Source organism: Streptomyces sp. NPDC031554 (genome assembly GCF_055580685.1).
In genome coordinates this window covers 79,843-103,679 of the sequence record NZ_JBVIKX010000018.1, presented here as the reverse complement: position 1 = coordinate 103,679, position 23,837 = coordinate 79,843, and the positions used below count along the sequence as shown (strand labels likewise).

Here is a 23,837-nt window from a genome sequence, read left to right as displayed (position 1 = left end):
GTCACCGCGGACCGGGACCGCTCCGGGACCGCTCCGGGACCGCTCCGGGGCGACTCCGGGAGCGCTCCCCGGCCCTCGCGGGACGCCTCCGGGTGCCTTCGGGACGCGGGTATGTTGAGCGGACCGGGCGCGGGAGCCGTATCCAGAGCGAGGCTCTTGCTGGGAGGAACAGATGAAGGTGACCCGACCGATGCTCGCGGCGGCCGCAGTCGCGGCGGCGGCACTGGTGCTGACGGGCTGTGGTTCCGACGAGGACGCGCGGGGCGGCGTACCGGTGACCGCGACGGGCAGCCTGGAGCACCTGGCCGCCGAGGTGAAGTGCACGCCCGACATGCAGACCGACGCCGACGAACTCCGTCAGGCGCTCTGCAAGAACGCCGACGGCAAGTTCATCCTGCTGACCTTCGCCACCGACCGCGGCCAGCGCGAGTGGATCAACGGCGCCAAGGACTACGGCGGTCATTACCTGGTCGGCCGCAAGTGGGTGGCCGTGGGCGAGGAGACCGGCACCGTCACGGCGCTGCGGAACACGCTCGGCGGCGACATCGAGGAGGGCACGGACCACTCCGCGCACGAGCCCTCGCAGGGCGGCGCGACGCACTCGGGGCACTGAGTCCCCGCTCGGCGCGCCGGGTTCCCGCGCGGCGCGCCGGGTTCCCGCGGACGACGTGAGAGGCGGCGGTGAGGAATCCTCACCGCCGCCTCCTGCGTGCTCCCGGTCTCAGTGCTCCCGGTGTCCGGTCAGACCGTCACTCACTTGCACCGCTTGCCGGTGTTGATGCAGTTGACCATCTTGTTCATCGTGTTCTGGGAGAAGAAGTTGATGAAGTCGTTGTGGTCGGTGATCGGCTTGTGCAGGTTCTCGGGGAAGCTGTCCACCGCGTACGGGTTCACGACCTGCCCGTTCTGGATCTTCGGCGCGGGGACGTTGTAGACCAGCCGGACCTGGAGCTGCGGGATCGCCTTGAAGCCGTTCGCGCAGGTGCCGTTCGCCTGGACGAACGCCACGTGCGTGCGGTGGTTGGCGCTGTCGATGTTCTGACCGTCCCAGCAGCTCTGGAAGTTGGTCGTGCGGACGACCTGGCTGCCCTGCGGGCAGATCGGGTACTTGTCCTCCAGCTGCACCTTGTTCTCGAAGCCGGTGCAGCTCCAGTTGACGTTGGCGTTGCCGTTGCCGTTCACGAAGGCCTTGGCGTCACCGGTGATGATCCGCAGCGCCGTCGGCATCGCGACGACCTTGCCCCGCTTGTTGCCGACGAACTTCAGCTGGGCCTGGGCCGGCTGGAGGATCTTGCCGACGTTGCCCTCCTTGCCGCCGCCGTCGTTGTTCTGGTCGAAGTCCTGCGACCCGTCCTGCACCCGCAGCACCGGCCAGAAGTACGACGACTTGTCGCCCTGGTTCTGGCAGCTGGTCTCGGCCGCCGCCAGTTCCTGGTCGCTGGCGAACGCGTCGTTGTTCTGGTTGCCGACGTAGTCGTGCAGGTGGTGCGCGCCGTTGGTGACACCGGGGGCGACGATCACGTTGTCCGTGTTGTGGTTGTCGTTGCCGTTGGTGCCGCAGGAGGTGGTGAAGGTGCCGCGCGATCCGCCGTTGCCGTTCGCGGACAGACCGTTGGCGCCCACACCGAGCTGGGCGTTCCGCTGGGCCTTGGTGATGTCGACGAAGTCCGCCGCCGTCGGGCCGTTGCCGCCCTGGCCGCCGTTGCCCTGCTGACCGTTGTTCTGGCCGCCGTTCTGCTGGCCGCCATTGTTCTGGCCGCCATTGTTCTGACCGCCGTTGTTCTGGCCGCCGTTCTGCTGACCGCCGTTGTTCTGCTGGCCGCCGTTCTGGCCGCCGCCGGCATTGGTCTGCGCGCCCTGCGTGGTGCAGGCGGCGAGCCGGCTCAGGTCCTGGACCTGACCGCCCGCTCGCTGGATGTTGATGCGGATCCGGTCGATCGTGGCGGCCCGCTTCTCCTTCAGGGGGCCGACGATCGCGTTCTGCACGAAACCCGCGTCGTTGGTCTGCGCCTGGCGCGTGGAGGCGAGCCGGGCGTAGGCCTCGGTGATCTGCTTGTCGAGGTTCGCCAGCTCCCTGTCGACCCCCGAACGCGCCCCGCCGGGCACGTTCGTCAGCTTCTGCCCCACGTCGGGGCAGGAGATGGTGGCCACCTGCGCGGCGGCGGCCTTGGTCTGGTTCTGCGACGAGTTCTTCGACTCGTGCGCCGAAGCGTAGAAGTTCGCCCAGATCAGCCCGCCCCCACCGAGCGCTAGGGCCGCCGACGCGGCTATGGCCTTGTTGGCCATCGACGAACGGCGTTTACGTGTGTTGCGTCCCATGGAACTCCTCTGACTTCCTTGCGGGGCAGCATCGAGGCGCCCGACAGGAGTGAAGCGGCGCCTCTCCATACGCACGCCGCCCCGAGGGTGTTCAGCGGTCTCAGAAATTGATGAGAGTCCCGCGGGACAATTCCGCTTCAACTGCGTTATCCACCAAGGTGGTTGTGACAATCACCGGTCCCGGTCCAGATAGGCCAGCACGGCGAGGACCCGCCGGTTGTCGTCGTCGGAGACCTCCAGGCCCAGCTTGATGAAGATGTTGGCGGTGTGCTTGGCCACGGCCCGCTCGGTGACGACCATCTTCGCGGCGATCGCCGCGTTCGACCGGCCCTGCGCCATCAGCTCCATCACCTCCCGCTCGCGCGGCGTCAGCCGGGCCAGCGGCCGGTCGTCACCGCGCCGGGCCAGCAACTGCTGGATGACCTGCGGGTCCATCGCCGTCCCGCCGGCCGCGACCCGCCGTACGGCGTCCACGAACTGCTCCGCGTCGAAGACCCGGTCCTTCAGCAGGTAGCCGACCCCGCCGCTGCCGTCGGCGAGCAGCTCGCGCGCGTACAGCTGCTCCACGTGCTGGGACAGGATCAGCACCGGCAGCCCCGGCCGCTCCCGCCGGGCCCGCAGCGCGCACTGGAGGCCCTCGTCGGTGTGGGTCGGCGGGAGCCGGACGTCGATGACGGCGACGTCCGGCTCCAGTTCGGCCAGGGCCCGTTCCAGTTCGGGTCCGCTCTCGACGGCGGCGGCCATCTCGAAGCCGAACGCCTCCAGGAGCCGGACGAGTCCGTCCCGCAGCAGGAACAGGTCTTCGGCTAGGACAACGCGCACGGAATCTCCATGGTCACCATGGTGGGGCCGCCCTCCGGGGAGCTGACGGCCAGGACGCCGTCGAATGTACCCAGTCGCCGCTCGACCCCGGTCAGCCCCGACCCGGCGCCGATCACCGCGCCGCCCCCGCCGTTGTCCGTGACGGAGATCCGCAGGTGGCCGTCCGCGTGGTGCACGTCGATCCAGATCCGGTCGGCCCCGGAGTGCTTGACCGCGTTGGTGAGCACCTCGCTGACCGCGAAGTACGCCGCCGACTCCACGGGGGCGTCCGCCCGGCCGGGCAGTTCCACGGTCACCTCGGTGGCCGTCGGCATCCGCAGCGCCAGCGCGCGCACCGCGTCACCGAGTCCGCGCTCGGCGAGCACCGGGGGGTGGATGCCGCGCACCAGGTCGCGGAGTTCGGCGAGCGCGTCGGCGGACGACCGCCGGGCGTGCGCGAGGAGTTGCTTGGCCTTCTCGGGGTCCTTGTCCACGAGCATCTCGACGGTGCCGAGGTCCATGCCCATCGCCACCAGCCGGGCCTGGGCGCCGTCGTGCAGGTCGCGCTCGATGCGCCGCAGCTCGGAGGCCGAGGTGTCCACCGCGTCCCGCCGCGTCTGCGTCAGCACCCGGACGCGCTCGGCGAGTTCGGCCTGGGTCGGGGTGAGGAGGGCCCGGGTGAGGCGGAAGTGGAGCCGGAGGGCGCCGACCGTGTACCGGTGGGCGACGAGGAGCAGGACGGCGCCCAGGGCGGCGGCGCCGAACGCGGAGAGCTGGTCGGAGACGGGCACGAACCCGTACCAGTAGGGGTCGTTCCCGTACACCCGCCACAGCCCGGCCGCCAGCGTGAACCCCTCCAGCGGGTAGAGGACCAGGAGCGCCGGCAGCAGCGCCGTCACGAATCCCGCGGTCATGTCCACCGGCAGCCACCGCAGGTCCCGCCAGGTCGCCGGGTCGCGCAGCATCGCGGAGGTGCGCGCCCAGGGATTGGCGTCCTCGGGTATCGGCCGGTACGCCGCCGGGATGCGCACCCCGCCCCACGCGGCGGCGAGCTCCCGCCGCCGGCCCGCGAACAGGCGCACGCCGGTCAGGACGTAGGGCGTGGTCACGAGACCGACACCGATGGGGATCAGGGCGATCGAGACGGCGGTGAGGCAGAAGCACAGGACGGCGAGCGGGAGGGAGGCGACGGCCAGCACGAACCCGCGTCCGGCGGCCCGCAGCACGCCCCGGACCCCGAAGCCGTCGCTCTCGCCCTTCGTGGTGGTGTTCATGCCGTCAGTCTGGCCGACCCGCCGGCCGGGGGCACTGGGCCGAACCCCCGTTCCGGGGGGTGGAGCCAGGTACACCGGGCTCCGGGACGCCTGCCGCCGGGGGCGGCGCCGCCGTCACCGCGCGCCCGCCTCCAGCACCTTCGCCTCCACCTCCGGGTCCAGGCCCTTCCGGGCCCGGTCCGGGCGCTGCGGCGCCTCGCCGCCGATCTCCCGCAGCCACCGCCAGGTGTCGGCGACGGTCTCCCCGACCGGCCGGCAGACCAGCCCGGTGGCGAGGGCCCGTGAGACGTCCGCCGCGTGCAGGGCGTCGTGCAGGTCGCTGTCCGGCGGCACCCACACGGGCAGCTGGGTCCACGGCTCGATGCCCGCGGCGAGGACGGTCTCCGGCGCGGTCCAGCGCAGTTCGGCCGGACCGCCGGTGACCCGCACGCACGCCTCCAGCAACTCGCCCATGGTCGCGTGCCCCTGAGGGCTCATCAGGTTGAACGGTCCGCTCAGTCCCCGCTCCACCGCCCCGAGGATCCACTCGGCGAGGTCGCGGACGTCGACGTACTGCAGGGGCAGTCCGCGCGGCCCCGGAGCCAGGACCGGGCCGCCGCGCGCGATCCGGGTCAGCCACCAGGGCAGCCGGCCGACGTTCTCGTACGGCCCGAGGATCAGCCCGGCCCGCACCAGCACGGAGTCCGCCGTCCCGAACGCGTCCACGGCCGCCAGCTCGCCGCCCCGCTTGTCGCGGGCGTAGTCGGTCCGCTCCGCGTCGGGCGCGGCGCCCTCGACCGGCAGCGCGTCCTCGGCGTACCCGGCGGGCGGGGCCCAGGCGTACACCGAGCAGCTCGACACGTACACGTACCGGCCGGCGCGGCCCCGCAGCAGCCGCGCCGCCTCGTGCACCGCGCGGGGCGCCGCCGACCAGGTGTCGACGACGGCGTCCCACTCGCCGTCCTCCAGCGCGGCCAGGCCGCCGGGCGCGGTCCGGTCGCCGGACAGGGTCCGCACGCCGGGGGCGGCCGCGTGCCGCCCCCGGTTGAAGACCGTCACCTGCCAGCCGCGCCCGAGGGCCGCCTCGACGACGGCCCGTCCCGCGAACTCCGTACCGCCCAGCACCAGAAGTCTCATGCCGGTGACTGTGCCCGGTCCGCCGCCGGGAGGGAACCGTGCTCTGCCGTCGGCAGAGGCTCACGCGCCGGTCGGCGGCGTGTACTTGTAGCCCACCCGGCGCACCGTCTGGATCGCCCGGCGGTGCTCCGCGCCCAGCTTGCGGCGCAGCCGGGCGATGTGGACGTCGACGGTACGGCCGTCGCCCACGTGCCCGTAGCCCCACACGGTGGTGACGAGCTGGTCGCGGGTGTGCACCCGGTTCGGGTGCGCGACGAGGTGGGCGAGCAGCTCGAACTCCAGGTAGGTCAGGTCGAGTTCCCGCCCGCTCACCCACGCGGTGCGCTGCACGGGGTCGATCCGCACGACCTCCTCGCCGGCGGCCGGGGCCTCGTCGGGCTCCGGCCGGTCGGGCACCGCCGCGAACGGGAACGGCGGCTGCTGGTCGGCCGGGACGAGCACCAGGTAGCCGACCATCGGCGGCTGCCCCGGCAGGACGGGCAGGGTGTGCGGGGGAGCGGGCAGCCAGGTGGCGCCCGGCGGCAGGAAGTCCGGGACGTCCACGACCTCGTCGCGGTCCACCGCGCGGAGGCGGTGCCGGGCCGCGGCGGGCAGGGCGGGGGCGGGCAGGGCGGAGGCGTTGTACAGGGAACGAGTGGTCGCCATGAGAGGTCAGCTCTTTCGCGCGAGAGGTTCGTCGGGGGGCGACGGCCGCGATTCGTGGTCGGGCTCGTCGGGGACGTACGTCGTTCGCGCCGGCCGAAGACCGGGGTGTACGGCTTTAGAGGGCCGGCGCGTTCGTCGCGCGGCAACACACCCGGTCGAAGTCGTGGTGCTGACGGGACGGCCAGAACGGCTCGAGGTCGTGACGACCCGTCGCGGTGTGCTGCTGGAAGCCGGCCATGCGCTCATTGAAGCAGACACCGGCCCCGGACAGGAGACTCCTCTCACTGCTTGGACGCGTTCGCGGTCCGAAACCGGACGAGGGGCGCCCGCCGGTTCGGCGGACGCCCCTCGCGGGCGGACTGCGGGATCAGACCTGGCCGGCCTTCTCCAGCGCGGAGCAGCAGGTGTCCACGATCAGACGGGTCACCAGGTACGGGTCCACGTTGGCGTTCGGGCGGCGGTCCTCGATGTACCCCTTGCCGTCCTTCTCGACCTGCCACGGGATGCGGACCGAGGCGCCGCGGTCGGAGACGCCGTAGGAGTACTCGTTCCACGGGGCGGTCTCGTGCAGACCGGTCAGGCGGTCGTCGATGCCGGCGCCGTAGTTCTTGACGTGGTCGAGGGGCTTGGAGCCCTCGCCGAGCGACTCGCAGGCGGTGATGATCGCCTCGTACGTCTCGCGCATCGCCTTGGTGGAGAAGTTGGTGTGCGCGCCGGCGCCGTTCCAGTCGCCCTTGACCGGCTTGGGGTCGAGGGTGGCGGAGATGCCGAAGTCCTCGGCGGTGCGGTAGAGCAGCCAGCGGGCCACCCACAGCTGGTCGGAGACCTCCAGCGGGGAGAGCGGGCCGACCTGGAACTCCCACTGGCCGGGCATGACCTCGGCGTTGATGCCGGAGATGCCCAGGCCCGCCTTCAGGCAGTTGTCCAGGTGCGCCTCGACGACGTCACGGCCGAAGATCTCGTCGGCGCCGACACCGCAGTAGTAGCCGCCCTGCGGGGCCGGGAAGCCGCCCTTGGGGAAGCCGAGCGGGTAACCGTCCTGGAAGAAGGTGTACTCCTGCTCGATGCCGAAGATCGGCTCCTGCGCGGCGAACTTCTCGGCGACCTCGGCCAGCGCGGCACGGGTGTTGGACTCGTGCGGCGTCATGTCGATGTCGAGGACCTCGCACAGCACGAGGATGTCGTCGCCGCCGCGGACCGGGTCGGGGCAGGTGAAGACCGGCTTGAGGACGCGGTCCGAGGCGTGGCCCTCGGCCTGGCTCGTGGACGACCCGTCGAAGCCCCAGATCGGCAGCGCGTCCAGACCCACGGGCTCACCCGTGATGATCCTGGTCTTGGAGCGGAGCTTGGCGGTCGGCTGGGTGCCGTCGATCCAGATGTACTCAGCCTTGAAGGTCACGGGCCACTTCCTTCGGGGGTGGGTCAGGCGCACTTGCGGGTGCTGCGGCGCTGCGACACCGGGGCGCCGCACTCGATGCCGGGCAGCCTGTCAACAGGCGATTTCCCGGTCATTGCTCGTATGTGAACCCCGTGTTACCTGGTGGTTCTGTGGTGCGGCTCACGGTGTGAGGTCACCGGCCCGGCCGGGAGCGGCGGTGCGCGGACGCGTCCGCGGGCGCGCCCGCACGGGCGCGGGGCGGTGCCGGGACTCGTATGCGACGGGAAGGAAACACGGCGGCCGCGGGGTCGCCCCGGACGGGCCGGTCCCGCTGTCCGTGGCCGCGGACAGCGGGACCTCCCCCGCTCCCGGCTTCGCCCGGGCGGGGGTCCTCGTGCCGTACGGGCGGCGGTCCGGGCCGCCGCCTCACGGAGTGCTCCGGCCGGGCGTCACCCCACCTTCTCGATCAGGGCCCGGCGGATGAGGAACTTGCCGGGCTCGCGGACCTGTTCGAAGGCCGCGTTGTTCAGCAGCGCGCAACTGCCGGAGACCGAGGTCACCTCGACGGTCGTGGACTTGCCGTTGTCCAGGTTGGTGACCTTGAGCTTGGTCCCCGGGGGGAACTGGTTGCTGGACGCGGCCGGTGCGCCCGCCTCGCCGGAGAGGGTGACGGTCGAGCCGTTGCACACCTGCTGCCCGGCGGCGGCCCCGGCGTTCCCGCCGTTGCCCGCGTTCCCGGCCGGGGCGCTCTGCGACGGCCGGGCGGGCTGGGTGGCCTGCTGCCCGCCGCCCTGCTGGCCGTTCTGCTGGCCGTTCTGCGCCGGCTGCGTCGTCTGGGAGTCCTGAGCCGATTCCCCGACGACGCAACCCGACGCCTTCTGCTGCACCTTGATCTGCTCGACGACCGCTTCCCGGTTGGCGATCCGGGCCGCGGACTGCGCGTCCGGGTTCGCCCGTTGGTCGGCGATGAACCGCTGGTTGTTGCCGAGGGCGGTGGCGAGCCCCTGGCAGACGGTCGACTCGGCGGCCGTCTGCGGGCTCTGCGCGGCGTTGGAGGTGGCCGCCATGACGAAGGCGCCACCTCCCGCCACCGTCGCGGCGCCCACCAGCAGCGCGATCTTCTTCTTCGTGCCGAGAGTTCTCCTGCGCGACATCCGCGCCTCCTGAGGGGTAGGGGAGCGTACGCCGCTATGTACGAGATACCGAACGAGGATGCTCAGCCGTCACCGGAGTCCGCCGTCGTGGCGTACGTCACACGGGCGTTCCCCCGTCCGGTGCCCCGCTCAGCCGTCCTTCCCGCCCTCCCCGTCCTCGTGGTCCACGACCGTCTCGTTGACGTGTCGCAGCAACCCCTCCGTCTGGGCGGTGAGTTCGGCCTCGCCGGTCTCGGAGCCGTCGCCCCACTGGCCGTTGGCGAACACCACCGAACGGACCGTCATCACCCGCCGGAACACCCCGGCCGAACCCGGCGGCACCGTCGGCATGCCGGCCTCGGGCGGCGGGTCCAGCGAGACCACCTGGTAGGTGACCGGGTCCATCGAGGCCATCGTGAACACCCTCGTGGCGTCCTCGACGCGGGCGAAGCTCAGCACGGTCACCGTGATCTGCGAGCGCCGGTCCGCGTCCGTGAAGAGCGCCGCCGTCATGCGGGAGCACGGCTCGCCCTGCCCGATCAACCCGGCCAGCTCCGCCGACATGCCGCGGGCGCAGTCGGTGGTGGTGGCGAGGTCGACCCGGGTGTACCGCGAGCCGTCCCCGAGGCGGACGTTCTTCGCGGGGAACGCCTGCTCCGGCCGGACGACCGGCCGGGCCAGCAGCGAGGGCAGGCTGCTCGGGGCGTCGGAGGGCAGGGACGCGTCGACGGACGGGACGGCCGGGCCGGAGCCGGTCGCGGCGGCCGCCGGGGGAGCGCCGGCCGGACCGTCCCCGCCGTCCCGGCCTGCCGCCATGACGACACCGGCCGCCACGGCGGCGGCCAGGACGGCGCCGGTCCCGGCGACCGCGAGACGCCGGTTGCGCCGGCGCCGGCGTATCAGTTCCCGCTCGATCCGTTCCCGTTCGATCCGGTCCTGCTCGGCCGCGAAGCGGGCGTACGGATCGGGCGGTCCGTACGGGAATCCTTGATCACCGAAGGTCATGGCGGCGGAGGGTAACAGCGTCGGCGCCCCGACTCCCGCCGCCCGACCAATCGCCCGCAGGCGGACCAACGGGACAGAGCCTCCCGTGCGGCCTCTTCCGTGCGGGCCACCACCGCGGTGCCGTCCTCGGCGGTGATGATCGGGCGCTGGACGAGCCGGGGGTGGCCGGCGAGGGCCGCGATCCAGCGCCCGCGCGCGGCGGCGTCCCGCGGCCACCGCCCCGGCCCCAGCTCCTCGGCCTCGGCCTCCCGGGTGCGGGTGATGTCCCACGGCTCCAGCCCGAGGCGGTCGAGCACGGCGCTGATCTCGTCCTCGTCCGGCACGTCCTCCAGGTAGCGGCGGACGGTGTGGTCGGCGCCCTCGGCGTCGAGGAGGGTGAGGGCGCTGCGGCACGTGGAACAGGCGGGATCGATCCAGATCTCCATGCCGGTCACGGTAGCCGGAAACAGGGCCGAAAGCCCTTCTGATCAGGGGCGATTGTCAGTGGTCGGCAGTAGAATAGAAGCAGTGTTCGAGGGTTCCGCCGGAGGTGCCGGACGGGGCCCTGATCGCGACAGGAGGATGCCCGTGCCCGCTGCCGCACTCAAGACGAAGCGACCTGTCCCCCTCGACTCGCCCTACGTGCCCGTGGAGAAGCGACCGCTGCCGCCCGGCCGGCCGCGCGACTGGTACGTCACGCACAACCGCCGCCTCAAGGCCATGCGCCTGGCGATAGCCCTCCTCGACCTGGGCGTCTATCTGCCCGGCCAGGCCCGCGACGAGAAGATCCGCAGCACGGCCCGACTCATCGGCGTGCACCCGCCGTCGGACACGACGTGCCACATGGTGCGGGCGCTGATGCGTTACAGCAGGTGAGTTCGGCGCCGGGTGCCGCTGCGCACGGCCCCGGCGCACCACCGGCGCTCTCCTCCGCGGGACCTCGCCCTCCGCTCCCGCCCACCCGGAACGGGCCCCGCGCCCCGCTCCCGGCCGACGGTGGCCCCGCGCCATCCGTTCGCCAAACCCGGCCCGCACGGCCCCGGCCGGCCTTCGACGCGGCCGGGCGCACCCGCGCGCGGCCACGGGCGCCCGGGAGCGGCCGCACGCGTGCGTGGGCGCACATGCAGGCGGGGAGGCCGGCCGCGGGGACGGCTCACCCGGCCGCCTCCGCCGGCCGCGCGACCCCGGGCGCGGCGATCGCGGTGGTGGCCGCACCGGCCGTGCCCGGCGTGGGGACACCCCTCACGCGTACGCCTCCGGCAGCCCGGCCACGTATGCCTCCAGCCGCCCGCCGAGCACCTCGGCCGTCAGGTCGGTCCGGCCCGGCTCGCGTCACGGCCCCGCCGGTTTCGCCGCGTCGGGGCAGTGGGCCAGGGCGTCGAGCAGCCGCCGGTACAGGTGGTCGGCGCCGTCGGCGAGGCCGTGTCCGCCGTGCGCCTCGTAGCGCTCGCGGGAGCCGAGGCCGTGGACGGGCCCGTGCAGCAGGGCCAGGGCCGTGGAACAGTGGGCCACGTCCAGGTCGTCGTTCGCCGTCGTGCTCGTGCCGAAAGGGCCGATGGGGGGAACCGGACGACTGGCTCGTCCCCTCATCCCCTCATTCGCTCATGGGCGGTCAGGCCTTCGCCGACCCGCTCTCCGCCCGGGGCGCCCGGGCCGCCTCGAGGGCCTCCCGCAGGTGCTCCTCCTCCGCCTTGCCCAGCGAGGTCTGCACCAACTGCCCGCCGAACGGCGCGATCTGCGGGATCACCTTGTCCTCGGCCGCGTGCTTGACCAGGACGAAGAGGGCCGCGGCGCCGGGCCGCAGGTTCTGGCTGAGGTCCCTCATGAAGTCGTCGTTGATGCCGGTGTCGGTGAGGGAGCCGCCGGCCGCTCCGGCCGCCGCGCCCACCGCCGCCCCGAGCAGCGGGGCCAGGAACAGCAGCCCGATCACCCCGCCCCACACGGCACCGCCCGCCGCGCCGACCGCGGTGTGGCTCACCGCCTGGTGCAGCTTGATCCTGCCGTCGTCGCGCCGCTCGACGACCACCGCGTCCTCCAGCTCGACCAGATGCTGCTTGGACAGCTCGAACAACTTGTCGCGCACCTCGCCGGCCGTGGCGAGGTCGTCGTAGGCGACGACGAAGAGATTGCTCATCGGGGCACCCCTTTTGATCACACGTGTACCGTTCGGCCCGACTCTAGGTGCCCGGAAAAGGAGGTGCACGCCGAGTGAGCGTCTCATTACTCTGAGGAGACCGCGCCGTCCCCCACCCTCACCGTCCGGCGCACCCGTCCGTCCCGCCACGGGAAGTCCGTCCCCGCCCAGGAAGGAGGCACACCATGGGTACCGTCGTCCTCTCCGGGACCGCCGTCCTGGTGGTCCTGGGAATCGGCAACCACCTCTACTGGCTCGCCGCGGTCGCCGTCCTCTGCCTGTACGTGCGCCACGGCCGCGGCCCGGCGCCGGGGTCCAACCCGGTCGCGGGCTCCGCGCAGGGCCCGGCTCCCGCGTCCGCGCCGACGTCGTACAAGGCCTACCGGGCGCGCCGCGACCAGCAGGCCGAGTGGGAGCGCCGCTACGCCCGGGAACGCGGCGGCCGGTAGGGAGCGCGGGACCGCCCGGCTCAGGGCCCGTCCTCGCCGGCCGGCACCGTCCCCCGCCGGCCGGCACCACCGCTCACAAACCGGGCGCGCCCCACAGCGGGTACCAGCGGCCGAGGTCCTGCTCGGTCCGCAGGTCGCCGGCGAGGGCCGCCCTCACCTGCAGTTCCAGCGAGCCGTCGCGCCGCTGCCCTCCGCCGGGCAGCGGCGCGAACGGGTAGAAGGAGCCGCGCTTGTACAGGTACACCAGCGCCAGCCGCCGCCCGTCCCGGTCCTCGAACCCCGCGAGCGAGCACAGCAGTTGCGGGCCGAAGCCGTTGGCCTCCATCGAGCTGTTCACCGCGTGCAGGTCGTTGACCAGCTGCGGGAGTTCGCCGGGGGAGCGGTGGGAGACCAGCCAGGAGTAGCCGTAGCCGTCCCGCGACAGCCGCACCGGGGGCCCGGTGCGCTCGGTGTCCGCGTCCAGCAGGGCCTGGACCTCGCGGTGCGTCTGCTCGAACGCCGACCCCTCGACCGTCGCGAAGCACACCGCGCCCTGCCCGGTCGGCGTGAACCCGGTCGCCGCCTCCAGCGTCACCGCCGCCGACGGCAGCGCGAACAGCCGGTCCAGGTCGGGCGCGACAGGCTTGGACCGGCCGAGCAGGATGTCCAGCAGCCCCATGATCAGTCCGCCTTCCCCGGGGCGGCCGCCTCGCCCAGTTCGGCCGAGATCCGCCCCAGCTGCGCCAGCCGCTGCTCCAGGCTCGGGTGGGTGGAGAACAGCCGCGCGAGACCCGGCTCGGAGCCCAGCGCCGGGGTGAAGTAGAACGCGTTGAACGCCTGGACCGTCCGCAGGTCCTTCGACGGGATCCGCGCGATGTCCCCGGTGACCTTCGTCAGCGCGGAGGCCAGCGTGGAGGGCCGTCCGGTCAGCAGCGCCGCCGCCCGGTCCGCCGCCAGCTCCCGGTACCGGGAAAGGGCCCGGATCAGCAGGAAGCTGATCGCGTACACGGCCGCGGAGACACCCATGACGGCCGCGAGGACGGCCGCGGTGTTCTGGTCCCTGCGGCCGCCGCCGAAGAGCTGGCTGTAGAAGGCGAACCGCACGACCAGCCCCGCGATCACGCCGAGGAACGAGGCGATCGTGATCACGGCGACGTCCTTGTGCGCCACGTGCGACAGCTCGTGCGCGAGGACACCCTCCAGCTCCGCCGGCTCCAGCCGCCGCAGCAGCCCGGTGGTCACGCACACCACCGCGTGATCGGCGTCGCGTCCGGTGGCGAACGCGTTCGGCATGTCGATCTCCGACACGGCGACCAGCGGCCGCGGCATGTCCGCCAGCGCGCTCAACCGGTCGACCACGGCGTGCAGCTCGGGACACTCCTCCCGCTCCACCACCCGCCCCCGCATCGCGAACAGCGCGATCCGGTCGGAGAACCAGTACTGCGCGCCGAGCATCCCCGCCGCGACCACGACCACCAGCACCCACGACTTCAGCAGCACGACCAGCGCGGCGACGAACGCCACGTACAACAGTCCGAGCAGGAACAGCGTGACCGTCATCCGCGCGGTCAGCCCGCGGTCGCTGCGAAACCGACTCCGCATGTGCACCACCACCCACAGTCAGGCACTCGCCCCACTGCCCAGTGTGCACCGGCTCCCACCCGTGGGAAGGCCCCCCGCGCCCCCGGACCGGGCAAAAGGTCCCGTCCGGCCCGGCGACCCGGCAGCCGGCCGGCCGGCCCCGTTCCGTTCCGGCCGGCGGGCCGCGGGGCGGCCGGGTGCGGTCAGTAGGGCGCCTGGAACCGCGCGTACCCCAGCAGCAGGATCACCGCGGCGACGCAGCCCAGGACGACCGCCGTCGACACCCAGGACGACCGGCGGGGGGTCCGCGGGCCGGGAGCGGCCCGGAAGGGCTGGGGCTCGGGCGGGTTCTCCTTCCAGCGGGCGGCCAGCATGCGGGCCCGTGCCGAGGGCTCCTTGTGTTCCGAGCTGTCGGCCCACTTGAGGTCGAACTCCCGCTCGGCATCGTCCTGTTGCGACATCCCCGTCTCTCCCCGTCACCCTTGTCGAACAGCTGTGCCCGAAACCATACGACGGCGCCCCCGGCCCTGAGAAACCAGGAACGGAGGCGCGACCCGGCAGACGACGGCCTGCCGGAACGATCGCACCTCGGAGAAGCGGCGGGGCGGGCGCCCGACCTGCGGCCCCAGGATCAGGGCTGATCCCCCAGGGCTCCCGTTCCGCATGGGCGCTTCATCCAGCAGGGCCCGCCGGATGAAGCGCTTCGTCACACCGGGACCGGCGGACGGAGCGTCCAGGGTCGGCCGCCCGGATCGCGGGGTGGCTCGGGCGGCTGCAGAGCCGCGGAAGCAGTGACATCGTCTCCGCTTCGCCAGGCCGGCGGCAGGCCCCGTCCGTCACGGCGAGGAAACCTCACTGGCCATCGCCTTGGCGGTTCGTTGCCCGACGGGGGCGATATCGAGGGGACCCGCATCCGGTGCCACGGTGATGGCGAGGGCCCGGCAGTGAAAACCTTGAAAATCATCGTGACGGCGATGGTGCCGCGGGTTCGGAAAAGGGTCGACTGGAAAAGCGCTGCAGTACATCCTTTTTATGCATGAAGCGCGAACTCGTCGTCCGATCTCGGACCCGAAGCCGGATCGCGCTCAAATGTAAATCGACCGGACGTGCAATCGGTATTCAACGGGGTGAATCGCATCAAGGGAATCCCGTTCGATCGGCGTGATCGAACGGGATTCCCTTGTCCCGTACGCACCGACAATTCCGTGCCGTGTCCGACCTGGACGGTGATCGTCCAGGTCGGACGTGCTTCAGCCTCCCACGCGTCGTTCTGCGGCGTGGGCGTTGTCGTCCTTGGCCTGGGCGCGGGTGCCGGGGGTGACGCAGACGAGGTCGCTGGGTTGAGCCTCACGCCACACGAACCCCGGCTTGCACGTGGGGTCGTCCTCGCTGACCCGTCGTTCTGCGGCGTGGGCGTTGTCGTCCTTGACCTGGGCGCGGGTGCCGGGGGTGACGCAGACCAGGTCGTTGGAGGTGACCTCACGCCACACGAACCCTGACTTGCACTGGAGCGACAGCGTGGGCAGCTCCGGAGCCGCCGCCGCGGTCGACAGCCCCATGCCCCCTGCCACTGCGGCCAGAACAGCCGACACGACGGTGATCCTGCGAGAACGCTTGAGGATGTCTGCCATGTTTCCATGCTCCTTCATGGGGTTGCGGGCCTTGTCCGACCCGAGGGGTGTACCGATGTGAGGAGACCGTGACGGGGCCGGCTTCATCGAGGTGTGACATGCGAGCAGGGCCGGACTCCGGAAATGGATTGCCTCTGCTGTCGGATGGAGGCCGTGCGGCCTGGCCGATCACTCCGCGTGTGCCGTGGCTGAGCCATGGCGTGCAGACGGTTCAGGGGGAATTCCCGCCCTTTCCCTGCCGGGTCCTGCTTCTCAGATTGGCACTTCACTCTTCGGGGTGCATCTCGAGTGATTTGTCTGCATAGTGCAGAGGTTGGTCGTAGGACCTTGAGTGGGCCAACCCCGACGCGAAACTGGCCGAAGCCGACGGCGCCCTACAGGAATATTCCAACCGATTTCACCCTCCTTTCGTCTCGCCCCGCCTGCCGCCGACCCGGGCGGAGCCGAGCAGGCCGGGACGAGAACCCTGGCACTGGAGGTGCGTCTCCGGCCCGCGGGTGACTTCCTCGCTTCTGCCCGCAGCGTGTGCCGTGCCGCCGGGCGCGGCCGACCGGCGGCACGGGCAGGGAGCGGGCCGCGCCCGGCGGCGCGCCTGTGCCGTGCACGGGCCTCGACGAGGTGGAGAAGGGAAACCTGTGAATGGCGTCCGGTGGCGCAAGGTTCCGGCTGCTGACGTTCGTGCTCCGACGGGAGAGCCTTCGGCCAGGACCGTGCCCGCGGGGCCGTCGACGCGGCATGCGGCGTCGGATGCCGACCCCGGCCCCGACGAACCCTGTGTGCCGACTCGAGCGGCGGCCCGGCGCGGGGCCTCGGCGGCCGCTCGCGGCACAGGGCCCGAAAAAGGCCGTCGGCCGTGTCCTTCCGGCGAGGAAGGACACGGCCGACGGCCCACACACGGCCCAGGGGAGCGGAAACCCGCTCTGACCTGGGGCGATATCACACGTCGAAGTACAGCTCGAACTCGTGCGGGTGCGGACGCAGCTGGAGCGGCGCGATCTCGTGCGTGCGCTTGTAGTCGATCCACGTCTCGATCAGGTCGGGCGTGAAGACGTCACCGGCGAGCAGGAACTCGTGGTCGGACTCGAGGCGGTCCAGGACCGCCGACAGCGAGGTCGGGACCTGCGCGACGCCCGCGTGCTCCTCGGGGGCCAGCTCGTAGAGGTCCTTGTCGATCGGCTCGGCCGGCTCGATCTTGTTCTTGACGCCGTCCAGACCCGCCATGAGGAGGGCGGAGAAGGCCAGGTACGGGTTGCCGGAGGCGTCGGGCGCGCGGAACTCGACGCGCTTGGCCTTCGGGTTCGAGCCCGTGATCGGGATGCGCATCGCGGCGGAGCGGTTGCGCTGCGAGTACACCAGGTTGACCGGGGCCTCGAAGCCGGGGACCAGGCGGTGGTACGAGTTCACCGTCGGGTTGGTGAAGGCCAGCAGCGACGGGGCGTGCTTGAGGATGCCGCCGATGTAGTAGCGGGCCATGTCCGACAGGCCCGCGTAACCGGCCTCGTCGTAGAACAGCGGGGAGCCGCCGCTCCACAGCGACTGGTGCACGTGCATGCCCGAGCCGTTGTCGCCGAAGATCGGCTTCGGCATGAAGGTCGCGGTCTTGCCGTTGCGCCAGGCGACGTTCTTCACGATGTACTTGAAGAGCTGGAGGTCGTCGGCCGCGGCGAGCAGCGTGTTGAACTTGTAGTTGATCTCGGCCTGGCCGGCGGTGCCCACCTCGTGGTGCTGGCGCTCGACCTGGAGGCCGGACGCGGCCAGCTCCAGGGAGATCTCCGCACGCAGGTCGGCGAAGTGGTCGACCGGCGGGGTCGGGAAGTAACCGCCCTTGTAGCGGACCTTGTAACCGCGGTTGTCCTCCAGCGCACCGGTGTTCCAGGCGCCCGCCTCGGAGTCGATGTGGTAGAAGGACTCGTTCTCCGACGTCTTGAAGCGCACGGAGTCGAAGACGTAGAACTCGGCCTCGGGGCCGAAGTAGGCCGTGTCGGCGATACCGGTCGACGCCAGGTACGCCTCGGCCTTCTTCGCGACGTTGCGCGGGTCACGGGAGTACTGCTCGCCCGTGATCGGGTCGTGGATGAAGAAGTTGATGTTCAGCGTCTTGTCGCGGCGGAACGGGTCGACGCGCGCCGTCGACAGGTCGGCGCGCAGCGCCATGTCGGACTCGTGGATGGCCTGGAAGCCGCGGATCGACGAACCGTCGAACGCCAGTTCCTCGTCCGGGTCGAACGCCTCGACGGGCAGCGAGAAGTGCTGCATGACGCCCGGCAGGTCGCAGAACCGGACGTCGATGAACTTGACGTCCTTGTCCGCGATGAACTTCTTGACCTCGTCGGCGTTCTGGAACATCCAGCTCCTCCTACTCCCGGCCGTCGAGCCGGGGTGGTAGTTCGTTCGTGCGGCCAGTGCGGTGGCACACGCTGTCGTCGACCCTAAGGACGGGTGGTTTCTCGTGCGTGACCCGTTTGTTTCGCAGAAGTTAACGGGCCCGGTTCCACCGTAACGCCGACGCACCCCGCCGTCCCTCGTGCGAAAGGGGTCGCAGTACCGTGGACGGGTGGACAACAGGCAAGCAATCGGATCGTGGCTGTCCGGCCCCCGCGCGGCCATGGAGGACGCCGGCGCCGACTTCGGGTACCGGGGCGAGCAGCTGGGTCTGCCCGAGGAGGGGCCGGGCTCGATCGCCCGTCCCGGCCGACGGCTGGGCGCACTGGCCGTGGACTGGGGTCTGTGCGTCCTGATCGCATACAGCTTGATCACGCACGGCTACGGCCCCGCGACCAGCAACTGGGCCCTGCTGATCTTTCTCGTGACGAGTCTCCTCACGGTGGGCACGCTCGGCTTCACGCCCGGCAAGCGGCTGTTCCGCCTGCGCGTGGTGGCCCTCGGCACCGGCACCGTCAGCCCCTCGCGCGCGGCCGTCCGCACCGTCCTGCTCTGCCTCGCCGTCCCCGCCCTGGTCTGGGACCGCGACGGCCGCGGCCTCCACGACCGCGTGGCCCGCACCGTCGAGGTCCGCTTCTGAGGGAACCCCCGCGGCACGGGTTCCGAGGGAGCCCTCGCGGCACGGGCGAACGGCACGGCACGACGAAGAGCGCCGGAGCGTGAGGGCACGACGAAGCGCGACGGCACGACGAAGGGGGCGCCCGGACGGTTCCGGGCGCCCCCTTCGTGCGGGGTTTCGTGCGGGACGGGGATCAGCGGGGGCGCTGTCCGCCCTTCGGCAGGCGCATGCCCTTGGGCATCGGGCCCTTCGGCAGCGGCATGTTGCTCATCAGGTCGCCCATGGCGCGCAGCCGGTCGTTGGTGGTGGTCACCTGGGGGCCGGTCAGCACCCGCGGCAGCTTCAGCATGGTGGTCCGCAGCTTCTTCAGCTCGACCTGGCCCTCGCCCGTGCCGACGAGCAGGTCGTGCACCGGGACGTCCGCGACGATGCGGCTCATCTTCCTCTTCTCGGCGGCCAGCAGGCTCTTCACCCGGTTCGGGTTGCCCTCGGCCACCAGCACGATGCCGGCCTTGCCCACCGCCCGGTGCACCACGTCCTGGCTGCGGTTCATCGCCACCGCGGGGGTCGTGGTCCAGCCTCGGCCGATGTTGTCGAGCACCGCCGCGGCAGCGCCCGGCTGGCCCTCCATCTGCCCGAAGGCCGCCCGCTCGGCCCGGCGCCCGAACACGATCGCCGTCGCGAGGAAGGCGAGCAGGAAGCCCAGGATGCCGAGATAGATGGGGTGACCGATCAGGAAACCGATCGTGAGGAAGACACCGAAGGTGACGATTCCGACAGCCGCGAGTACAAGACCGATCTTCTTGTCGGCCTTGCGGGTCATCTTGTAGGTCAGAGCGATCTGCTTCAGTCGCCCGGGGTTAGCGGCGTCCGCCGCCGTGTCCTTCCTCGCCATGTCACGCAGTCTACGTGGCCGCGGGAGCGCCGACGACGGCAGTGCCCCGGAGGACTCCCGGAGGGCAGCCCGCGGATGTCCCCGACATGGCCGGGAGGGCGGGCCGGGGGGCGGCCCGGAGGAGACGCCGGGTGCGGTCAGAGGCGGAGGGAGGTGACCTCTTCGAGGACGCGCTGCGCCTCGGAGCGGTCCTTGGCGCGACGGCGGTCCTCCAGGACGGAGGTCCAGGCGTTGCGCCGGGCGGTGCGCTGGCCGCCGCTCATGAGCACGGACTCGACGGCGCGCAGGGCGTCGGTGATGGACGGGATCGCGGTGGCGCGAACGGGCGCGGCCTGCATGGCGGGGTCCCCTTCGGGAGCGGCTCGGCACGGAACTGCGGTGGTCTGCGGTGGTCCGCAGGGTGTGACACCAGCGTCACTGTTCGGTGTTACCAGGGCGTGACCGACCGGTCAAACACCCATGAAGCCTCGGTGCGGGGGCCGAAACGGTGACGCGGCCCTGACGTACGCCCTCATCTGCGAGGACGGTCAGGACCGCGTCGTATCGGACTGTACTGGCGGGTAATCGCTTGTGCGCGAATTCACACACGGGGGCTCCCGGCCCGGCGCGAGGGGAGCTTGACGGAGTGTCAGACGGCCTGGACGGCCACGAAGGAACCGCGCTTCTCGACGGCCATCCGGTACAGGCGTCCGGCGCGGTAGGAGGACCGTACCAGCGGTCCGGACATCACGCCCGAGAAGCCGATCTGCTCGGCCTCCTCCTTCAGCTCCACGAACTCGTGCGGCTTCACCCAGCGCTCCACCGGGTGGTGGCGCACCGACGGGCGCAGGTACTGCGTGATCGTGACCAGCTCGCAGCCCGCCTCGTGCAGCTGCCGGAGGGCCTCGCTGACTTCCTCACGGGTCTCGCCCATGCCGAGGATCAGGTTGGACTTGGTGACCAGGCCGACGTCGCGGGCCTCGGTGATGACCTTCAGCGAGCGCTCGTACCGGAAGCCCGGGCGGATGCGCTTGAAGATCCGCGGGACCGTCTCGACGTTGTGCGCGAAGACCTCGGGGCGGGCGGAGAAGACCTCCGCCAGCTGCTCGGGGACGGCGTTGAAGTCGGGCGCCAGCAGCTCGACCTTGGTCCGGCCGCCCTCGCGGCCGGCGGTCTGCGCGTGGATCTGGCGGACCGTCTCCGCGTACAGCCAGGCGCCGCCGTCCTCCAGGTCGTCGCGGGCGACGCCGGTGATGGTGGCGTAGTTCAGGTCCATGGTCACCACGGACTCGCCGACCCGGCGGGGCTCGTCGCGGTCCAGCGCCTCGGGCTTGCCGGTGTCGATCTGGCAGAAGTCGCAGCGCCGCGTGCACTGGTCACCGCCGATGAGGAAGGTCGCCTCGCGGTCCTCCCAGCACTCGTAGATGTTCGGGCAGCCGGCTTCCTGGCAGACCGTGTGCAGGCCCTCGCTCTTCACGAGGTTCTGCATCTTCGTGTATTCGGGACCCATTTTCGCCCGGGTCTTGATCCACTCGGGCTTGCGCTCGATGGGGGTCTGGCTGTTGCGGACCTCCAGGCGCAGCATCTTGCGTCCGTCGGGTGCGACTGCGGACACGACCGGCTCCCTGTAGCTTCGATTCTTCGGCGTACACCAGGGTACGCCCGTGTTTGTTGAGCCCTACCGGTGAGGCCAACCCGGAGACCGTGGGGGTCATTCCCCCCTGGGGCCGGGCGCCGTCCGGCTAGACGGCCGTCTTCTCGATCTCCCGCGGCTTCAGCTCCGCGTTCTCCAGCACGTCCCGCAGGTGCCGCTCGACGACCGGCAGCACCTCGTCGATCGTGACGTCCCGGCCCAGCTCGCCGGCCAGGGACGCGACGCCCGCGTCCCGGATCCCGCACGGGATGATGCGGTCGAACCAGGAGTTGTCCGGGTTCACGTTCAGGGCGAAGCCGTGCATCGTGACGCCCTTGGCGACCCGGATGCCGATCGCCGCGAGCTTGCGGTCCTCGCGGCGCTGGCCGGCGTTGGAGGGCGCGTACTCCGGGCCGTCGAGACGGGGGTCGAACTCCTCGTCGTGCAGCCGAGGGTCGAAGTCGAGGGAGAGGCCGCCGAGCGCGGGCCGCTGCTCCACCGGGTCGCCCAGCACCCACACCCCGCTGCGGCCCTCGACCCGCGAGGTCGCGACGCCGAACTCCGCGCACACCCGGATCAGGGCGTCCTCCAGCCGCCGCACGTGCGCCACGACGTCCACCGGCCGCGGGAGCTTCTGGATGGGGTAGCCCACCAGCTGGCCGGGGCCGTGCCAGGTGATCTTGCCGCCGCGGTCCACGTCCACCACCGGGGTGCCGTCCAGGGGGCGCTCGCTCTCGGCCGTGCGCCGGCCCGCGGTGTACACCGGCGGGTGTTCCAGCAGCAGCACGGTGTCGGGCACCTCGTCGGCGAACCGCGCCGCGTGCACCCGGCGCTGTTCGTCCCACGCCTCCTGGTACTCCACGGCGTCCGCTCCGAAGCCCATGCGAACGAACCGCAACTCACTCACGGCAAGCGCCTCCCTAGGCGATACGGCGATACGGCGATACGGCGATACGGCGGTACAGCGGTCCGGCGGTCCGCCGGGGTCCCGTACCGGTCGCCCGGACCCGCCGGTCGGCACCCGGCCCGCGGGCCCGCCGCCGGAACCCGGCTGTCAGGTCTCCACACGACCCAAGCCACTGTACGTCCGCCCGTCACGCGTCAGCCCCGCGGGCAATCCTCACACGATCGGATGAATGAACGGCGAGATGTGCGAGAGCTTGCTCACGCTCCGCTACATTCGCGCCGTTCACGAGGCCATCAGGGCTGCTCACAGCAATCAGGGCACTTCATCCGGGCGCGTCACAGGCCCGGAAGGCAGGAGACCGCACCGCAGATGACGGAACGACCCGCGCAGCGCATTCCCAACCGTCAGCTCGCCGCGCTCATCGCAGAAGCGGGATTCTCCAACGCGGGTCTGGCCCGACGCGTCGATCAGCTCGGCCTGGAGCACGGCCTGGACCTCAGATACGACAAGACCTCCGTCACCCGGTGGCTGCGCGGCCAGCAGCCCCGCGGCACCACCCCCGCCCTCATCGCCGAGGTCTTCACCCGCCGCCTCGGCCGCCGGCTGACCGCCCAGGACCTCGGCCTGGACGCCTGCGCCCCCGTGTACGCCGGTCTGGAGTTCGCCGGCACCCCCGAGGAGGCCGTCGAGATCGTCAGCGGGCTCTGGCGCAAGGACTCCGGCAGCCACGCCGAGCTGCGCAAGATCGCCTTCACCGCGGCCGGGCTCGTCGTGCCCAGCCGGGACTGGCTGATCGGCCGGGCCGACGAGAAGGTGGCCCACGGCGATCCGGCCGCCCGGGTGCCCGCCCAGGGCCGCCCGGCCGCCCGGCCCGCCCCGCCCGGACCCGCCCCCGTGGCCGGCCCGCCCGGCCCGCTCGCCCCGCCCGCCGTGCCCCGGCCCCGCCCCACGGCCGAGCGGGGCCCCGGCCGGCGGGTCACCGGCGGCGACATCGCCGCGCTGCGCTCGGTCGGCGAGCTCTTCCGCACCCTCGACGACATGTACGGCGGCGGTCACGCCCGCCAGGCCCTGGTGCGCTACCTGGAGCACGAGTGCGAGCCGATGCTGCGCGGCACCTACGGCGAGCAGACCGGCCGCCGGCTGTTCGCGGCAGCCGCCGACCTCACCCGCCTCGCGGGCTGGACCTCCTTCGACATCGCCGCGCACGGTCTGGCCCAGCGCTACTTCGTCCAGGCCCTGCGCCTCTCCCAGGCCGCCGCGGACCGGGCGTACGGCTCCTACGTCCTCGTCACCATGAGCCGTCAGGCCGTGTACCTCGGCCACGGACGGGAGGCCGTGCAGCTCGCACGAGTGGCGCAGCAGGGCGTCGGCACCGGCGCGCCGCCCGCCGTGCAGGTGCTGCTGCACACGGCGGAGGCCCGCGGGCACGCGGTGCTCGGGGAGGTGCGGGCCTGCACGGCGTCCCTGGTGCGGGCCGAGCGGGCGCTGGACGCGGCCAGGCCGGGGGAGGAGGTGCCGTTCTGGGCGCGGTTCGTCGACGAGGGGCAGCTCGCCGACGAGTTCGGGCACTGTCACCGCGATCTGCAGCAGTTCCGCGCCGCCGCGCAGCACGCCGAACGCTCCCTGCGGCTGCGCCCCGCCGGGTACGCGCGCAGCCGCCTGTTCTGCCGGATCGTCCTGGCCACCGCCCGCCTCGGCCTCGGTGAGCTCGACCAGGCCTGCCAGATCGCCGCGGAGGCGGCCGGGCAGGCCGCGGAGATGCGGTCGGTACGGGCGGTGGAGTACGTCCGTGACTTCGAACGCCGTCTGGAGCCGTACCGCGACGCGGCCCCGGCCAGGGCGTACCGGGACCGGGTGGCCGCGCTGGGATAGGGCCGCCGGCCGTCGCCCCCCCCGCCCCGCCCCGGCCGGGCGGGGTGGGCCGGGGCGGGCCGGAACCGGGAGTCGAGGCCCGGGGCCGGCCGCCGGGGGACGGGACGCCGCTTTGGCCCTCCGCCC

Annotated in this window: 25 protein-coding genes and 1 pseudogene; 5 read left to right on the top strand and 21 right to left on the bottom strand. The window is 72.1% G+C overall.

Annotation, left to right across the window (positions count from 1 at the left end):
- The first annotated feature begins 172 nt into the window (after positions 1-172).
- Positions 173-613: a hypothetical protein gene (locus ACZ5FU_RS32860; RefSeq protein ID WP_451526467.1), complete on the top strand. Its 441-nt coding sequence runs from the start codon at positions 173-175 to the stop codon at positions 611-613.
- A gap of 140 nt (positions 614-753) precedes the next feature.
- Here ACZ5FU_RS32860 and ACZ5FU_RS32855 read toward each other — a convergent pair whose 3' ends face one another.
- The 10 genes from ACZ5FU_RS32855 to ACZ5FU_RS32810 form a co-directional block, all read right to left on the bottom strand.
- On the bottom strand, positions 754-2,319 hold the full coding sequence (locus tag ACZ5FU_RS32855) for a DUF1996 domain-containing protein (RefSeq protein ID WP_469047656.1): 1,566 nt from the start codon (positions 2,317-2,319) through the stop codon (positions 754-756).
- Positions 2,320-2,490: 171 nt separating this feature from the next.
- A complete protein-coding gene (locus ACZ5FU_RS32850; protein WP_451526465.1) occupies positions 2,491-3,141 on the bottom strand; it encodes a response regulator transcription factor in 651 nt (216 codons plus the stop codon).
- Complete coding sequence (locus tag ACZ5FU_RS32845; protein ID WP_468837153.1) at positions 3,126-4,394, bottom strand: sensor histidine kinase; 1,269 nt, start codon at positions 4,392-4,394, stop codon at positions 3,126-3,128. Before ACZ5FU_RS32845 ends, ACZ5FU_RS32850 begins: the two co-directional genes overlap by 16 nt.
- A 114-nt stretch (positions 4,395-4,508) precedes the next feature.
- A complete protein-coding gene (locus ACZ5FU_RS32840; protein ID WP_451776502.1) occupies positions 4,509-5,510 on the bottom strand; it encodes an NAD-dependent epimerase/dehydratase family protein in 1,002 nt (333 codons plus the stop codon).
- 60 nt (positions 5,511-5,570) lie between these two features.
- Entirely contained in the window at positions 5,571-6,155 is a 585-nt protein-coding gene (locus tag ACZ5FU_RS32835; protein WP_451526462.1) for a winged helix-turn-helix domain-containing protein, read from the bottom strand.
- Between the two features lie 115 nt (positions 6,156-6,270).
- A complete protein-coding gene (locus ACZ5FU_RS32830) occupies positions 6,271-6,393 on the bottom strand; it encodes a hypothetical protein (protein ID WP_403576239.1) in 123 nt (40 codons plus the stop codon).
- Between the two features lie 129 nt (positions 6,394-6,522).
- Positions 6,523-7,554, bottom strand: a complete 1,032-nt coding sequence (gene glnII, locus ACZ5FU_RS32825; protein WP_451526461.1) for a glutamine synthetase — start codon at positions 7,552-7,554, stop codon at positions 6,523-6,525.
- Positions 7,555-7,982: 428 nt separating this feature from the next.
- Positions 7,983-8,687, bottom strand: a complete 705-nt coding sequence (locus ACZ5FU_RS32820) for an RlpA-like double-psi beta-barrel domain-containing protein (RefSeq protein ID WP_468643615.1) — start codon at positions 8,685-8,687, stop codon at positions 7,983-7,985.
- Positions 8,688-8,816: 129 nt separating this feature from the next.
- Positions 8,817-9,671 (bottom strand): hypothetical protein, encoded by an 855-nt coding sequence (locus ACZ5FU_RS32815; RefSeq protein WP_451526459.1) that lies wholly within the window; start codon positions 9,669-9,671, stop codon positions 8,817-8,819.
- A complete protein-coding gene (locus tag ACZ5FU_RS32810; protein WP_468643617.1) occupies positions 9,668-10,096 on the bottom strand; it encodes an ArsC/Spx/MgsR family protein in 429 nt (142 codons plus the stop codon). The genes ACZ5FU_RS32815 and ACZ5FU_RS32810 overlap by 4 nt, the downstream gene beginning before the upstream one ends.
- A gap of 142 nt (positions 10,097-10,238) precedes the next feature.
- Between ACZ5FU_RS32810 and ACZ5FU_RS32805 the strand changes: the two genes are divergently transcribed.
- Entirely contained in the window at positions 10,239-10,526 is a 288-nt protein-coding gene (locus tag ACZ5FU_RS32805) for a hypothetical protein (protein ID WP_451526457.1), read from the top strand.
- A 366-nt stretch (positions 10,527-10,892) separates the two neighbouring features.
- On the opposite strand, the pseudogene ACZ5FU_RS32800 reads toward ACZ5FU_RS32805, so the two are convergent.
- Positions 10,893-11,171, bottom strand: a pseudogene (locus ACZ5FU_RS32800) (aminoglycoside phosphotransferase); the annotation flags it as partial.
- A gap of 91 nt (positions 11,172-11,262) precedes the next feature.
- Positions 11,263-11,784 carry a DUF1269 domain-containing protein gene (locus ACZ5FU_RS32795; RefSeq protein WP_451526456.1) on the bottom strand — a complete coding sequence of 174 codons (522 nt, stop codon included), beginning with the start codon at positions 11,782-11,784 and terminating at the stop codon, positions 11,263-11,265.
- A gap of 185 nt (positions 11,785-11,969) precedes the next feature.
- Here ACZ5FU_RS32795 and ACZ5FU_RS32790 point away from each other — a divergent pair, with 185 nt between their 5' ends.
- Complete coding sequence (locus ACZ5FU_RS32790) at positions 11,970-12,233, top strand: hypothetical protein (RefSeq protein ID WP_451526455.1); 264 nt, start codon at positions 11,970-11,972, stop codon at positions 12,231-12,233.
- Between the two features lie 73 nt (positions 12,234-12,306).
- On the opposite strand, the gene pspAB is transcribed toward ACZ5FU_RS32790, so the two are convergent.
- From pspAB to glnA, 5 genes are all read right to left on the bottom strand, one after another.
- A complete protein-coding gene (gene pspAB / locus ACZ5FU_RS32785; protein WP_451776513.1) occupies positions 12,307-12,891 on the bottom strand; it encodes a PspA-associated protein PspAB in 585 nt (194 codons plus the stop codon).
- Positions 12,892-12,893: 2 nt separating this feature from the next.
- Positions 12,894-13,814, bottom strand: coding sequence for a zinc metalloprotease HtpX (gene htpX, locus ACZ5FU_RS32780; protein WP_451526453.1), 921 nt, complete (start codon positions 13,812-13,814; stop codon positions 12,894-12,896).
- Between the two features lie 182 nt (positions 13,815-13,996).
- The gene (locus ACZ5FU_RS32775) at positions 13,997-14,254 is read right to left on the bottom strand and encodes an SCO2583/SCO2584 N-terminal domain-containing protein (protein ID WP_451526452.1); all 258 of its coding nucleotides are present in this window, start codon (positions 14,252-14,254) and stop codon (positions 13,997-13,999) included.
- Positions 14,255-15,043: 789 nt separating this feature from the next.
- Entirely contained in the window at positions 15,044-15,424 is a 381-nt protein-coding gene (locus tag ACZ5FU_RS32770) for a hypothetical protein (protein WP_451526451.1), read from the bottom strand.
- Between the two features lie 936 nt (positions 15,425-16,360).
- Positions 16,361-17,770 (bottom strand): type I glutamate--ammonia ligase, encoded by a 1,410-nt coding sequence (gene glnA / locus ACZ5FU_RS32765; RefSeq protein ID WP_451526450.1) that lies wholly within the window; start codon positions 17,768-17,770, stop codon positions 16,361-16,363.
- Between the two features lie 208 nt (positions 17,771-17,978).
- Between glnA and ACZ5FU_RS32760 the strand changes: the two genes are divergently transcribed.
- Complete coding sequence (locus ACZ5FU_RS32760; RefSeq protein WP_468643626.1) at positions 17,979-18,446, top strand: RDD family protein; 468 nt, start codon at positions 17,979-17,981, stop codon at positions 18,444-18,446.
- A 172-nt stretch (positions 18,447-18,618) separates the two neighbouring features.
- On the opposite strand, the gene ACZ5FU_RS32755 is transcribed toward ACZ5FU_RS32760, so the two are convergent.
- From ACZ5FU_RS32755 to lipB, 4 genes are all read right to left on the bottom strand, one after another.
- Entirely contained in the window at positions 18,619-19,320 is a 702-nt protein-coding gene (locus ACZ5FU_RS32755) for a DUF4191 domain-containing protein (protein ID WP_468643628.1), read from the bottom strand.
- A gap of 137 nt (positions 19,321-19,457) precedes the next feature.
- Positions 19,458-19,658 (bottom strand): SCO2195 family GlnR-regulated protein, encoded by a 201-nt coding sequence (locus ACZ5FU_RS32750; RefSeq protein ID WP_451526447.1) that lies wholly within the window; start codon positions 19,656-19,658, stop codon positions 19,458-19,460.
- Between the two features lie 290 nt (positions 19,659-19,948).
- A complete protein-coding gene (lipA, locus tag ACZ5FU_RS32745) occupies positions 19,949-20,914 on the bottom strand; it encodes a lipoyl synthase (RefSeq protein WP_451526446.1) in 966 nt (321 codons plus the stop codon).
- A 127-nt stretch (positions 20,915-21,041) separates the two neighbouring features.
- The gene (gene lipB / locus ACZ5FU_RS32740; RefSeq protein WP_451526445.1) at positions 21,042-21,839 is read right to left on the bottom strand and encodes a lipoyl(octanoyl) transferase LipB; all 798 of its coding nucleotides are present in this window, start codon (positions 21,837-21,839) and stop codon (positions 21,042-21,044) included.
- Positions 21,840-22,208: 369 nt separating this feature from the next.
- Between lipB and ACZ5FU_RS32735 the strand changes: the two genes are divergently transcribed.
- Positions 22,209-23,711 carry a regulator gene (locus ACZ5FU_RS32735; RefSeq protein ID WP_451526444.1) on the top strand — a complete coding sequence of 501 codons (1,503 nt, stop codon included), beginning with the start codon at positions 22,209-22,211 and terminating at the stop codon, positions 23,709-23,711.
- Positions 23,712-23,837: the final 126 nt, after the last annotated feature.

Excerpts from the sequence above, each read along its gene's own strand:
- ACZ5FU_RS32860 (WP_451526467.1), top strand. The coding sequence starts at position 173 with ATGAAGGTGACCCGACCGATGCTCGCGGCGGCCGCAGTCGCGGCGGCG.
- ACZ5FU_RS32855 (WP_469047656.1), bottom strand. The coding sequence starts at position 2,319 with ATGGGACGCAACACACGTAAACGCCGTTCGTCGATGGCCAACAAGGCC.
- ACZ5FU_RS32845 (WP_468837153.1), bottom strand. The coding sequence starts at position 4,394 with ATGAACACCACCACGAAGGGCGAGAGCGACGGCTTCGGGGTCCGGGGC.
- ACZ5FU_RS32840 (WP_451776502.1), bottom strand. The coding sequence starts at position 5,510 with ATGAGACTTCTGGTGCTGGGCGGTACGGAGTTCGCGGGACGGGCCGTC.
- ACZ5FU_RS32835 (WP_451526462.1), bottom strand. The coding sequence starts at position 6,155 with ATGGCGACCACTCGTTCCCTGTACAACGCCTCCGCCCTGCCCGCCCCC.
- ACZ5FU_RS32830 (WP_403576239.1), bottom strand. The coding sequence starts at position 6,393 with ATGGCCGGCTTCCAGCAGCACACCGCGACGGGTCGTCACGACCTCGAG.
- ACZ5FU_RS32820 (WP_468643615.1), bottom strand. The coding sequence starts at position 8,687 with ATGTCGCGCAGGAGAACTCTCGGCACGAAGAAGAAGATCGCGCTGCTG.
- ACZ5FU_RS32815 (WP_451526459.1), bottom strand. The coding sequence starts at position 9,671 with ATGACCTTCGGTGATCAAGGATTCCCGTACGGACCGCCCGATCCGTAC.
- ACZ5FU_RS32810 (WP_468643617.1), bottom strand. The coding sequence starts at position 10,096 with ATGGAGATCTGGATCGATCCCGCCTGTTCCACGTGCCGCAGCGCCCTC.
- ACZ5FU_RS32795 (WP_451526456.1), bottom strand. The coding sequence starts at position 11,784 with ATGAGCAATCTCTTCGTCGTCGCCTACGACGACCTCGCCACGGCCGGC.
- ACZ5FU_RS32790 (WP_451526455.1), top strand. The coding sequence starts at position 11,970 with ATGGGTACCGTCGTCCTCTCCGGGACCGCCGTCCTGGTGGTCCTGGGA.
- pspAB (WP_451776513.1), bottom strand. The coding sequence starts at position 12,891 with ATGGGGCTGCTGGACATCCTGCTCGGCCGGTCCAAGCCTGTCGCGCCC.
- htpX (WP_451526453.1), bottom strand. The coding sequence starts at position 13,814 with ATGCGGAGTCGGTTTCGCAGCGACCGCGGGCTGACCGCGCGGATGACG.
- ACZ5FU_RS32775 (WP_451526452.1), bottom strand. The coding sequence starts at position 14,254 with ATGTCGCAACAGGACGATGCCGAGCGGGAGTTCGACCTCAAGTGGGCC.
- ACZ5FU_RS32770 (WP_451526451.1), bottom strand. The coding sequence starts at position 15,424 with ATGGCAGACATCCTCAAGCGTTCTCGCAGGATCACCGTCGTGTCGGCT.
- glnA (WP_451526450.1), bottom strand. The coding sequence starts at position 17,770 with ATGTTCCAGAACGCCGACGAGGTCAAGAAGTTCATCGCGGACAAGGAC.
- ACZ5FU_RS32755 (WP_468643628.1), bottom strand. The coding sequence starts at position 19,320 with ATGGCGAGGAAGGACACGGCGGCGGACGCCGCTAACCCCGGGCGACTG.
- ACZ5FU_RS32750 (WP_451526447.1), bottom strand. The coding sequence starts at position 19,658 with ATGCAGGCCGCGCCCGTTCGCGCCACCGCGATCCCGTCCATCACCGAC.
- ACZ5FU_RS32735 (WP_451526444.1), top strand. The coding sequence starts at position 22,209 with ATGACGGAACGACCCGCGCAGCGCATTCCCAACCGTCAGCTCGCCGCG.